Raw genomic sequence first — 11,716 nt, 5'->3', positions numbered from 1 at the left:
CCGAACGCTCCCGGCCGCCCGCTCCTCACGGCCGCCCCTCACGGCCGCCGCCCACCGCCGTCCGCCACGGGCCCTCGCCGTGCCCACGCCCACCGCTACTCCGCCGGCTCCTCGCCCTTCCGCTGCTGCAGCCCCAGCGCCGAGGCCAGCCCGTCCGGCCCGGTGCCCGCCTTGCGGTAGACCGCCGCCAGCCGCCGGTTGACCAGGCTCAGGGGCACCCCGAGCTGCTCGGCGATCCGCTGCGGCGGCACGCCCTTGACCGCCAGGTTGGCGACCTCCCGCTCCGGCCCGCTGAGCGCCTCCAGCGTCTCCTGGAAGTCGTGCAGCCCCAGCCGGTTGGGCCGCAGCCCGTAGTTGGCCAGCTCCCGCCGGGCCCGGTCGACCAGCTTCTCCGCCGAGCAGTGCTGGGCCAGCTCGATGCCCTGGTACAGGTACTCCTGGGCGTCCTCCAGCCGTCCGACCCGGCGCAGCGCGGCGCCCAGGTCGACGAGCGCGACGGCGTGCTCGTACCCGGCCGGGGACTGCCCGAGGTGCTCCACGGCCTGCTCCAGCAGCTCCACCGCCTGCTGGCCGTCCTCGATCCACGCCTGCAGCCGCAGCGCGCTGCCGACCGCCGAGGCGGTGCCGAAGGTGCGGGCGTCCCGGACGGCCTTCTGGGCGTACTCGCGGGCGCGGTCGGGCTCGTCGGTCGCGATCGCGATCGCGAGGTGGCCGGCCCACGGCGCCCAGACGGTGTTGCGCCAGCCGCGGACCTCCAGCTGGGCCCCGGCCTCGGTGAGCGCGGCGGCCGCCCCGGCGTGCCGGTTCTTGGCGACCAGCAGCTTGCCGTACAGCGAGGCGGCGTCCGGCAGCACCATCGCGGTCGCGTGGTACGGCGGGTGGAAGCCGAACAGGTTGGCCTCCTCCCAGGCCTCCTCGACCCGGCCGCGCGCGATGAGCGTGTCCACCAGGACGCCGACGGCGTCCCAGGCCAGCGGCAGCTTGGGCCCGATCCGCTCGGAGATCCGGTAGGCCCGGCGCAGGAAGTCCTCGGCCTCGGCGAGCAGCCCGCGGCGGAACCGCGCCAGCCCCATCAGGAAGTACGCGAAGCCCCGGTGGGCGCCGCTCCAGCCGGCCACCTCGAACTGGATGATGGCGTCCGCGGCCAGCCGCTCGGCCTGGGCGATGCGGTCGTTGTAGATGTACGTGAGGCAGAGCATCGAGGGCAGTTCGAAGCCCCAGGTGGTGTCGGTCCAGCCAAGGCCCTTGGGCAGCCGGCCGCCGTCCAGGACCTCGTCGGCGAGCGCCAGCGCCTCGGCCGAGGAGTCGCCGCGCAGGGTCAGGTCCCAGGCGCGCATGGCGAGCACGGCCCGGTCGGCGGCCTCCCGGCCGGTCAGGTTCCGGCACAGCTCGGCGAGCCGGGCGGAGCGGCCGGGGCCGTCCTCCTCGGACTTGCGGAAGGCGTGCCACATGAAGGAGGCCGCCTGGAGCCGCTGGCGCCGGACCGGGTCGGCGGTCTTCTCGGCCTCCTCCTGGCAGACCAGGGCGGCCTGGCCGAGCTCACCGCTGTGGGCGAGCACCTCGGAGAGCCGGAAGGTGGCGTCCACCCGCAGTTCGGGGCGCAGCGGACCCTCGTCGGGGTCGAGGGCCAGCCGGAGCTGGTTGACGGTGGCGCCGGGGTCGGTGAGCAGTGCGGAGCAGCCGAGCTCGTACAGCACCTCGGCCTTGATGTCGTCGGCGGGCGGCTCGTTGAGCGCGCGGTGCAGGCAGCGCTGGGCGGCCTCGGGGGCGCCGATCAGCTGGTGCTCGACGGCGGCGCGGCGCAGCTTCTTGACGATCCGGTCGTCGCCCTCGCCGGAGTGGGTCTCGACCAGGTGGCGGGAGGCGGCGAGCAGGCCGAGTCCGGCGTTCTCGATCTCGACGGCGGCGATGCCGTGCATGCCGAGGCGGGTGGCGTCCGGCATGGTGTTGTAGATGGAGCTGGCGATCAGCGGGTGGACGAACTCCAGGTTGCCGTTGGGGGCCTGGGTGAGCACGCGCTGCTTGCGCAGCTGCTTGATGGACTCGCGGGCGCCTTCGGAGCTCTGGGTGGAGATCCGGGTCGCGAGGTCGACCCGGATGTCGGTGCCCAGCATCGCGCAGGCCCAGGCGAAGCGCAGGGTGGCGGGGCCGAGCCGGTCCAGCCAGCTCTTGAGGGTCATCCCGGTGGCGTCGACGGCGAGTTCCCGCAGCTGCCGGGAGTTCTCCTCGACCGGTTCGAGCTCCTGTTCGCGGACCTGGTCGAGCAGGCGGCCGGCCTCGAACGGATTGCCGTTGACGACGTTCCAGAACTCGTAGCAGAAGGCGTCCTCGGCCTTGTCGCCGAGTTCGGCGCGGATCATGTCGGTGACGGAGCTCAGGGTGAGCCGGCTGAGCTCGTGCTTGCGGCTGGCGAGGTTGAGGACGCCCCGGCGCAGGTCCTGGGTCTCGGCGGGCCAGTCGTTCTCGTCCTCGCGGAAGGCGAAGACCAGCAGCACCGGCAGTTCGGCGGAGCGGACGGCGAACTTGGCGAGCCAGGAGAGGGATTCGGCGTCCGCCCAGTGCAGGTCGTCGACGATCATCACCATCGGCGCGCGGCGCGGAGCGAGCTGGGTGAGGACGTAGTCGAGGCCGTCGCGCACGCCCTGGGGGTCGAGGCGGCGGGCGCCGGCCTTGGGCTGCTTGAGCCCCATGGCCGGTCCGACGACCTCTTCCCAGGTGCCCATGACCTGGCGGAACTCGTCGGCCTCCAGCTTGGTCAGGACGGGCTGGAGGAGCTGGCGCAGCACGTGGTACGGCTCCTTGAACTGCTGCTCGCCACCGCGTGCGAACAGCACGCTGGCGCCCTCGCGCAGGCTGGCGATCCGCCGGACCTCGTGCAGCAGGCTGGTCTTGCCGATGCCGGGGCGGCCGGAGAAGGCGAGCAGTTCGCCGATCTCGGTGCCGCCGGCGGCGAACTCGCGGCAGAGCCGGTCGACGGCCGCTTCGACGGAGCGCAGCTCGGCGTCGCGGTCGCGCAGCCGGACCCGGACGGCCGGTCCGTCGTCAACCCGGTCGAACCCGGCTCCCGTTCGAAGTTCGTTGCCCTGATCGGTCACCGTCGTGCCTCCGCCTCACCCGCTCGCGGCACGGCTCCGCCGCCGCGCGGTGGGAGCCGGTCCATCACTGTTCGTGGTGCCGAGGTTAGCGCCGCGTAGGGCTCGCCGTGGGGCATTCGTGCAGGCTGGGGCGGACGGTGAGGGTTCGGACGGCTTGCCAAGGGCAATTGCCCTATATCCCTAACGTCCGATCATTGCATCAGATACCCTACGGTCCGCCGAGGCGCGGATGATCTTGCGGGATCCACCCTCACCCGCCGCGCCCCCTCGCGTCAACTCCCCCACGAGAAGTGCTCGAACCACAAGCGCCCCCACCATCCGCTGCACCGGGAGTCCGATGTCTGACGACAGCTCACTTCAGATCCCGTTCCCGTACCGCCGCAGTCCGCACGGCCCGTACGCCACCGCTCTGCACCGGGACTGGCTGATCCGCCACCCACTCCTCCCCGACGCCGACCACCCCGGTTACGCGCACTGGGAGGTGGTCGACCTCGCCGCGCTCGGCTACCCGGACGCCGGTCCGGACGAACTCGCCCTGGCGGCCGACCTGATGGGCTTCTACTTCCTGTTCGACGACCAGTTCGACGGGCCGCTCGGACGCCGCCCCGCCGAGGTCGCCCCGATCTGCGAGCGCCTGATCGCCGTCCTGCACGGCGCCCGGCCCGACCGGCACTCCCCGGTCGAGACCGCCTTCGCCGATCTGTGGGCCCGCAGCGTGCGCGGCATGCCCGCCCGCTGGCAGGCCCGGGCCGCCTACAACTGGGAGTACTACTTCGCCAGCCACCCGGCGGAGGCGGCCGGCCGGATCTCCGCCCGACCGCCGGACCGCGACGGCTACCTTGAGCTCAGACGGGGCACCGCGGCGATGGAGACCATCTTCGACATGGTCGAACGGATCGGCCAGTTCGAGGTCCCGGCCTCCGTGCTGCACCATCCGGTGCTCCGTCAGATCCGCCAGCTGGCCGCCGACATACCGTCCCTCAGCAACGACGTGCGCTCCTTCCCGCTCGAAGCCCCGCGCGGCGACGTCAACAACCTGGTGATGATCGTCCAGCGCGAGCGCGAGTGCTCCGCCGAGGAGGCCTGCTCCGCGGTGATGGCGGAGGCGCAGCTGATGGTCGAGCGATGCGCCGAGCTGCACGAGCGACTGCCCGACGTCTTCCGGGAGTTGGGCCTCTCGCGGATCGAACGCACGATCGCCCAGCGCTACGCCGACGGGCTGATCACCTGGCTGGCCGGCTATCTGAGCTGGGAGGCCCGCACCGGCCGGTACCACGCCGTCTGAGCGGCCCCCGCCCTCGGACGGCGGGGAACCGCCGGGCGCGGCCGCCCGCGACCGGCCGCAACGCGGACCCTCCGTACGGGCCCGGCGTACGGACCGTAGCCGCGGCGCACGCCCGGCGGCTATCGTGCTCGTCGGCGGGCGCCCCGGCGGGGCGCCGCCCGACTGCGTGTCCGCACCCTCCCGCCGGACCGCCCCCTGACCGGGCGGCCCGGCGCGCCGCCCCCGGTCCGACCGGCCCCGGGGACGCCCGACGTCGCGAGGAGACACAGAGCATGACGGTCTACCAGCCCCCCGGCGCGCCCGGCAGCATCGTCGCCTACCGTTCCCGGTACGACCACTGGATCGGCGGCGGATGGAAGCCCCCGGTGCGCGGCGAGTACTTCGGCGACCCGACGCCGGTCACCGGCGAGGTGTTCACCGAGGTCGCCCGCGGCACCGCGGAGGACATCGAGGCCGCCCTGGACGCGGCGCACGCCGCCGCCCCGGCCTGGGGCCGCACCTCCGCCGCCGAGCGGGCGCAGGTCCTGCTGCGGATCGCCGACCGGATGGAGGCCAACCTGGAGCAGCTGGCCGTCGCCGAGAGCTGGGAGAACGGCAAACCGGTGCGCGAGACACTGGCCGCCGACCTCCCGCTCGCCGTCGACCACCTGCGCTACTTCGCCGGCGCGCTGCGCGCCCAGGAGGGCAGCCTCTCCCAGCTGGACGAGGACACCGTGGCGTACCACTTCCACGAGCCGCTGGGCGTGGTCGGCCAGATCATCCCGTGGAACTTCCCGATCCTGATGGCGATCTGGAAGCTCGCCCCGGCACTCGCGGCCGGAAACGCGGTGGTGCTCAAGCCCGCCGAGCAGACCCCGGCCTCGGTGCTGCTGCTGGCCGAGCTGACCGCCGACCTGGTGCCGCCGGGCGTGGTCAACATCGTCACCGGCTTCGGCGAGGAGGCCGGCGCCCCGCTGGCCGCCAGCAAGCGGGTCCGCAAGCTCGCCTTCACCGGCGAGACCGGCACGGGCCGGCTGATCGCCCGCGCCGCCGCCGACAACCTGATCCCGGCGACCCTCGAACTCGGCGGCAAGAGCCCCAACCTGTTCTTCTCGGACGTCGCCGCCGCCGACGACGCCTTCTACGACAAGGCCGTCGAGGGCTTCGCGATGTTCGCCCTCAACCAGGGCGAGGTCTGCACCTGCCCCAGCCGGGCGCTGATCGAGTCCCCGGTCTACGAGCGGCTGCTCGGCGACGGGCTGGCCCGGGTGCGCGCGATGCGCCAGGGCGACCCGCTGGACACCGAGACCCAGGTCGGCGCGCAGGCCAGCGCCGAACAGCTGAAGAAGATCCTCTCCTACTTCGAGATCGGCCAGGCCGAGGGCGCCAAGGTCCTGGTCGGCGGCGAGCGCGCCGACCTCGGCGGCTCGCTGGCCGGCGGGTACTACGTGACGCCGACGGTCTTCGAGGGCGTCAACAGCATGCGGGTCTTCCAGGAGGAGATCTTCGGACCGGTCGTCTCGGTCACCCGCTTCGACGGCTTCGACGAGGCGGTCGCGCTCGCCAACGACACCCAGTACGGGCTCGGCGCGGGCGTGTGGACCCGGAACATCAACACCGCCCACCGGGCCGGGCGCGCCATCCAGGCCGGCCGGGTCTGGACCAACTGCTACCACGCCTACCCGGCACACGCGGCCTTCGGCGGCTACAAGAACTCCGGCATCGGACGGGAGAACCACAAGGCGCTGCTGGAGCACTACCAGCAGACCAAGAACCTGCTGGTCAGCTACTCCCCCGACGCGGTCGGCTTCTTCTAGCCCCGGACAGAAGTGGAGCGTAGCCCCGGACAGAAGTGGAGCGGGAGACCTCGTCCGGTCTCCCGCTCCACCGCCACTCCCCGCGGCGGCTTTCGGGGCAAATCCCCAGTTCCGGGAATTCCGCCTGGTTCGGGATCCAAGCACATCAATCGGCTGATTTTCCCGACGCGCCGCCGACATGCCCGGACGGCCCCCGCGAACGCCGTAGACAGGACTCCCCGTTCCCGATCCCGCCCTGGGAGTCCGGCATGACCATCGCCCCCGCCAAGCTCACCGACCCCACCGTGCGGGCCTTCGTCACCGCGGTCAACGCGGGCGACCGCGAGGCCTTCTTCCGCGTGCTCACCCCGGACGCCACCATGTCCGACGACGGCTCCGACCGCGACCTCGGCGAGTGGGTGGACCGGGAGATCTTCGGGCCGAAAGGCCGGATGGACGTCCAGACCGAGTCCTCCGGCGGCCACGCGCTGGTCGCCAACTTCACCAACGAGACCTGGGGCGAGATGCGCACCGCCTGGCGGTTCACCGTCGACGGCGGGAGGATCAGCCGCTTCGAGACCGGCCAGGCCTGAGCCGGCGGCCGACCGGCGTCAGGACAGCCCCAGGCACTCCCGCACCGCGCGGATCAGGTTGCGCGAGCGGACGTCCCCGGTGACACCCGGCTGCATGCCGTTGGTGACGTACCCGAAGCCGAGCCCGAGCTCCGGGTCGGCGAAGCCCAGCGAGCCGCCCCGGCCCGGGTGGCCGAAGCTCGCCGGGGAGGCCATCGGCGCGGTCGGGCCGTGCCGCCAGAAGCCCAGGCCGAAGGTCGAGTTGACGATCAGTACCCGGTCCGGGCCGTGCACCACCGGCCCGACCGCGCGGGCCAGCACCTCCGGGCCGAGCAGCGGCGGCAGCAGCGCGCCGGATCCGTCCGGGCGGTCGGCCGCGCCGATCAGCGCCGCGTAGAACCGGGCCACCGAACGGGCGGTGCCGATGCCTCCGGCGCCCGGGATCTCGGCGGCCTGCACCGCCGGGTCGTTCATGTTCACCCCGGGCAGCACCGAGGCGAAGGCACGGGCGGTCAGCGAGGTCGGGTCCTGGTAGGCGTCCCGGACGGACTGCTTGGGCCGCAGCCGCAACCCGCTCGGCCCGGTCCGGGCCGCCTCCGGGGCGGGCAGGTCGACCAGCTTGCCGACCCGCGGCGCGGCGCCGGCCGGCAGCCCGATCCACAGGTCCAGCCCGAGCGGCCGGGCGATCTCCTCGGCGAAGTACTGGCCGACCGTACGGCCGCTCGCCCGGCGCACCACCTCACCGACCAGCCAGCCGAAGGTGTACGGGTGGTAGCCGTGCGCCGTCCCCGGTTCCCAGGCGGGCGCCTGCGCGGCCACCGCGGCCGCCGCCCGCTCCCAGGTCAGCACGTCCTCCAGGCGCAGCGGCACGTCCAGGGCCGGCACCCCGGCCTGGTGCGAGAGCAGCCAGCGCACCGGCACCGCGCCCTTGCCGGCCGCCGCGAACTCCGGCCAGTACGAGGCCGCCGGCGCGTCCAGGTCGAGCTGGCCGCGCTCGGCCAGCAGCAGCGCGGTGGCCGCGGTCAGGCCCTTGGTGACCGAGCGCAGCACCTGGGCGGTGTCCGCCGTCCAGGGCACCGCGGGCGCCGGCCGCCCGCCGACCTCGGGCCGGGCGTCCCCGCCCCACAGGTCGACCACCTTGCGTCCGCGCAGGTACAGCGCGAACGCCGCGCCCAGTTCGCCGTACACGGCGAAGTTCCGTGCGAAGGCCTCCCGTACGGGCTCGAACCCCTCGGCCGTCTCGCCCCAGATGTCCACCACCGCGTGCCGTCCTCAGGTCGTTCGTCGCCGCCCAATTGATCGATCCCGCGTTCGAAGCGGGCTCCGAAACCCTAACCTGTCGCTCATGAGCAACCCCGCCGAAGAGCTGCTGGACATCGTCGACGACAACGACCGGGTGATCGGGACCGCGCTGCGCGGGGAGGTGTACCGGCAGGGGCTGACCCACCGTTGCGTCTTCATCATGGTCCGCGACCCGGCCGGCCGGATCTTCGTCCACCGCCGTACCGACACCAAGCTGTTCGCCCCCGGCGCGTACGACATGTGGGTCGGCGGCGTGGTCGGCTCCGGCGAGACCTACGCCGAGGCCGCCGTCCGCGAGGCCGAGGAGGAGCTCGGGGTGCACGGCATCGCCCCACAGCCGATCTTCAAGTTCCTCTTCCGGGAACCCGACGGCGGCAGGCTCTCCTGGTGGTGCGACATGTACGAGGCGGAGTGGGACGGCCCGGTCTCCCCGCAGGAGTCCGAGGTCGCCTGGCACGCCTGGCTCACCCCGGCCGAACTGTCCGAGCGCCTCGCCCGCGACACCTTCGTGCCCGACGGTCTGGAGGCCTACCGCCGCTACCTTGAGCTCCGGGCCGGCTAGGGCGGACCGACCGGGCCCGACCGCGCCCGTCCGACCGCGCCGCCCGTCCGACCGAGCCCGGGCCTGCGGCCGGCACAGGACCGGGCCCGGCCGCATGGGCCCGGGGGCGGCCGCCGGATAGGCTGACGCGCATGGCCTCCCGTACGCCGTCGCCGACGGCCGACCGCGCAGCACGGACCGCCCCCGCCCCCGACCGGGGCGCCGCGGGTGAGCGGCCGCGCCGGCGGCTGAGCGTGGACGAGCGGCGGGAGCAGCTGATCGCCGTGGCGCTGGAACTGTTCAGCCGGCGCCCGCCGGAGGAGGTGTCGATCGACGACATCGCCGCCGCCGCGGGCGCCTCCCGGCCGCTGGTCTACCACTACTTCCCGGGCAAGCAGGCGCTGTACGAGGCGTCGCTGCGGCGCGCCGGGCGGGAGCTCTCGGCCCGGTTCGAGGAGCCGATGGAGGGGCCGCTGTCGGACCGGCTGTACCGGGTGATGGGCCGCTACCTGGACTTCGTGCAGAGCCACGGGCCGGGCTTCGCCGCGCTGCTGCGGGGCGGCTCGGTCGCGGCCAGCGCGGGCACCTCGGCGGTGATCGACGAGGTGCGCCGGGCCGCGCACGACCAGATCCTCGCCCACCTGGCGATCCCCGCGCCGAGCCCCGGCCTGCGGCTGACCGTCCGGGCCTGGATCGCCAACGCCGAGATCACCTCGCTGGAGTGGCTGGCCGAGCGGTCCGTTCCGCTGGAGGAGCTGCAGCTGCACCTGGTGCAGGAGTTCGTCGCCTCGCTCGCCCTGACCGCCGCCCGGGAGCCCGCGCTCGCCGCCGAGCTGGCCTCCTTCCTCGCCGACGAGCGGCCGGACGGGCCGAGCGGGCGGCTGGTCCAGGACCTCGCCGGGCTGTTCGCCGTGCCCGGCCTCCTCGACGCGGTCACCGCCCTGGCCGGCGGGGCGCGGCCCGCCGGGTCGGTGGACGAGGCGTCCGCGCAGGCCCCGGAGGGTTCCGGCGCGGGCCCCACGGAGTGATCATCGGGTGATCCTGCGGTTCGGCGACGACGGTGGGCTCTGATAGGAATGGGCGGGGACCTGACGGCCCGCCGTCCGGGCGGGGACGGTCCCACCCGAACCACCGACGGCAGACGGAGCAGAGCGGGGGGCTCACCAGTTGACCCAGGACGTCCAGTTCAGCGCGGAGGCCAACCCCTTCGCGGCGGCCGAGCAGGTCTGCGCGACTCTCGGCACCCTCACCGACGCCCTCTTCGACGAGCACACCTCGCGTCATCCGGCGGCCGCCCTGAGCGCCCTGAAGCCGGCTGAACACCCCGCCGCCGAGGCGCTGTTCGGCCTGCCACTGGCCCCCAACGGACCGGTGCACGAGGCCCTCGACCGGCTCGGCACGGTGATCACCGCCGGCACGGCCCGGCCGGGCACCGGCGCGCGGGTCGCCGACCGGGTCACGGCCGCGCTGCACCAGCGCTACGGCGGCGGCGCCGTACGCGGCGCCATCGCCGACCGGGGCACCACCTCGGCCGCGCTGTTCCAGCTGCCGGTCACCGGCGAGTTCGCGGACGCCAAGCTGCGCCCGCCGTTCGCCCCGGCGCTGGCCGCGCTGGCGGCCGGGCAGCAGACCCGCCAGCCGGTCGAGCTCGCCACCGGCGCGGGCACCGAGGTCCGGCTGGTCGTCCCGCCGGGCTTCCACCCGCTGACCTCCCCCGGCGGGCCCGCCGGGGCCACCGCCCGTACGGTGCCACCGCTGCCGGACGGCGGCGGTTCCGCGAACGCCGACGGGGCCGACCGGGCCACCGCGGCGGCGGCCGCCGAGCTGACCGGGCATCTGGCCGAGGTCGCCGAGGAACTGTTCAGCGCCACCGGCCCGGAGCAGCGCCGCGACTTCGCGGTGATCGCGGCGACCCTGACCGACCTGGTGCAGGACGCCGGTGTCCGCTACGCGGGGGTGTGCGCGCTGGAGGTCGACGGGCGCGCCTCCGACGCCACCCTGGTCATCTCGCTCGCCCGCCACCCGCTGCCGATCACCGCGTTCGCCACCGAGCTGGCCACCGTACGGCGGCACGCCGAGGTCTGGACGGTGCTGCTGCCCGCCGGTCCGGCCGCCGTCCTGGTGGAGGGGCGGACCGTCCCGGTGCCCGGACCGCTGGCCGCCGACGGGCAGCGCCGCTGGGTCGTCACCTCGGTCGTCCAGGCCTTCGTACCGCTGCCGGACGGCGGAACGGTGCTGTGCGCCCAGCTGTCCACGGCCCGGCCGGAGGACTGGGAGCTGTACACGGAGGCGTTCGCGGAGCTGCTGAGGAGCATCCAGTTCGGCTGGGACGGCGTGCCGCTGACGGCGGCGGTCGCCCCCTCCTCGACGGCCGCGCCCTCCTCGACGGCCGCGCCGGTGCCGGTCCCCACGGCCCCTCCCGCCACCGCTCCGGCCGCGGCTCCGGCCGCTGCGCCCGTGGCGGAGGAGCCGGAGGAGAAGCCGGTGCACCTGCGGGGGACGCCGGTGCGCATCCCGCCCGCGGACTTCAACCCCTTCGCACCCGTCGCGCAGGAGGAGGCGGCGGCGGACGCCGCCGCCGCGGCCGTCGGCGCCCGGCCGGCCGGACGCAAGGGCACTCCGGTGATGATCCCGCCGCCGGACTTCGACCCCTTCGGCATCTCGGGTCTGGCCCCGGCCTCGGACGGGCCCGCTGCCCCGGGCCCCGCTGCCGGTACGGCGGCGCCCGACCCGTTCGGGACGACGGTCGCGGCCGAGCAGAAGCCCGACCCCTTCGGCACCACCGTCGCCGCCCAGGGCCCGGCCGTCCCGCCGCCGCCCACCGCCCCGCCGCTGATCCCGGCCCAGGCCCCGGTGGCAGCTCCCCCGACCGCTCCCACGGCGAACGCCGAGGAGCCGGCCAAGCGCAAGGGCACTCCGGTGATGATCCCGCCGCCGGACTTCGACCCCTTCGGTATCTCGGGTCTGGCCCCGGCCTCGGACGAACCGCAGGCGGAGGCCGCGGCCGACGCCGAGCCGGAGCACCGGCCGTTCGGCTGAGGTCGACGGAGGGGCCGCCCGGCCCCTCCGTCAGCCGTTACCCGTCGGCCTTCCCCCGCGCCTCGATCAGCGCCCCACCCCGTCCAGCGGAATCTCCGGCCGGTTGA

General features: G+C 74.5%; 8 protein-coding genes. 6 read left to right on the top strand and 2 right to left on the bottom strand.

From position 1 onward, the window contains the following. Positions 1–95 precede the first annotated feature (95 nt). The gene (locus ACZ6Z8_RS28115) at positions 96–3,095 is read right to left on the bottom strand and encodes a helix-turn-helix transcriptional regulator (protein WP_465612817.1); all 3,000 of its coding nucleotides are present in this window, start codon (positions 3,093–3,095) and stop codon (positions 96–98) included. 337 nt (positions 3,096–3,432) lie between these two features. On the opposite strand from ACZ6Z8_RS28115, the gene ACZ6Z8_RS28110 reads away from it, so the two are divergent. The 3 genes from ACZ6Z8_RS28110 to ACZ6Z8_RS28100 all read left to right on the top strand — a co-directional run bounded on the left by ACZ6Z8_RS28110 (position 3,433) and on the right by ACZ6Z8_RS28100 (position 6,748). Then, on the top strand, positions 3,433–4,380 hold the full coding sequence (locus ACZ6Z8_RS28110) for a terpene synthase family protein (RefSeq protein ID WP_465612816.1): 948 nt from the start codon (positions 3,433–3,435) through the stop codon (positions 4,378–4,380). Positions 4,381–4,652: 272 nt separating this feature from the next. Next, positions 4,653–6,176: an acetaldehyde dehydrogenase ExaC gene (exaC, locus tag ACZ6Z8_RS28105; RefSeq protein WP_465612815.1), complete on the top strand. Its 1,524-nt coding sequence runs from the start codon at positions 4,653–4,655 to the stop codon at positions 6,174–6,176. Between the two features lie 248 nt (positions 6,177–6,424). After that, complete coding sequence (locus ACZ6Z8_RS28100; protein WP_465612814.1) at positions 6,425–6,748, top strand: nuclear transport factor 2-like protein; 324 nt, start codon at positions 6,425–6,427, stop codon at positions 6,746–6,748. Between the two features lie 18 nt (positions 6,749–6,766). Here the strand turns inward: ACZ6Z8_RS28100 and ACZ6Z8_RS28095 are convergent, their stop codons facing one another. Then, a complete protein-coding gene (locus tag ACZ6Z8_RS28095) occupies positions 6,767–7,987 on the bottom strand; it encodes a serine hydrolase domain-containing protein (RefSeq protein WP_465612813.1) in 1,221 nt (406 codons plus the stop codon). 85 nt (positions 7,988–8,072) lie between these two features. On the opposite strand from ACZ6Z8_RS28095, the gene ACZ6Z8_RS28090 reads away from it, so the two are divergent. The 3 genes from ACZ6Z8_RS28090 (at position 8,073) to ACZ6Z8_RS28080 (ending at position 11,609) form a co-directional block, all read left to right on the top strand. Beyond that, a complete protein-coding gene (locus tag ACZ6Z8_RS28090) occupies positions 8,073–8,591 on the top strand; it encodes an NUDIX hydrolase (RefSeq protein WP_465612812.1) in 519 nt (172 codons plus the stop codon). Positions 8,592–8,722: 131 nt separating this feature from the next. Further along, the gene (locus ACZ6Z8_RS28085) at positions 8,723–9,598 is read left to right on the top strand and encodes a TetR/AcrR family transcriptional regulator (protein WP_465612811.1); all 876 of its coding nucleotides are present in this window, start codon (positions 8,723–8,725) and stop codon (positions 9,596–9,598) included. 139 nt (positions 9,599–9,737) lie between these two features. Then, positions 9,738–11,609 carry a hypothetical protein gene (locus ACZ6Z8_RS28080; RefSeq protein WP_465612810.1) on the top strand — a complete coding sequence of 624 codons (1,872 nt, stop codon included), beginning with the start codon at positions 9,738–9,740 and terminating at the stop codon, positions 11,607–11,609. The last annotated feature ends 107 nt before the right edge of the window (positions 11,610–11,716 follow it).

This window comes from Kitasatospora sp. NPDC101108, from assembly GCF_055584725.1.
Note: the sequence above shows the minus strand (reverse complement) of the source record. Positions and strands in the feature narration are given on the sequence as shown.

Excerpts from the sequence above, each read along its gene's own strand:
- ACZ6Z8_RS28110 (WP_465612816.1), top strand. The coding sequence starts at position 3,433 with ATGTCTGACGACAGCTCACTTCAGATCCCGTTCCCGTACCGCCGCAGT.
- ACZ6Z8_RS28085 (WP_465612811.1), top strand. The coding sequence starts at position 8,723 with ATGGCCTCCCGTACGCCGTCGCCGACGGCCGACCGCGCAGCACGGACC.
- exaC (WP_465612815.1), top strand. The coding sequence starts at position 4,653 with ATGACGGTCTACCAGCCCCCCGGCGCGCCCGGCAGCATCGTCGCCTAC.
- ACZ6Z8_RS28090 (WP_465612812.1), top strand. The coding sequence starts at position 8,073 with ATGAGCAACCCCGCCGAAGAGCTGCTGGACATCGTCGACGACAACGAC.
- ACZ6Z8_RS28100 (WP_465612814.1), top strand. The coding sequence starts at position 6,425 with ATGACCATCGCCCCCGCCAAGCTCACCGACCCCACCGTGCGGGCCTTC.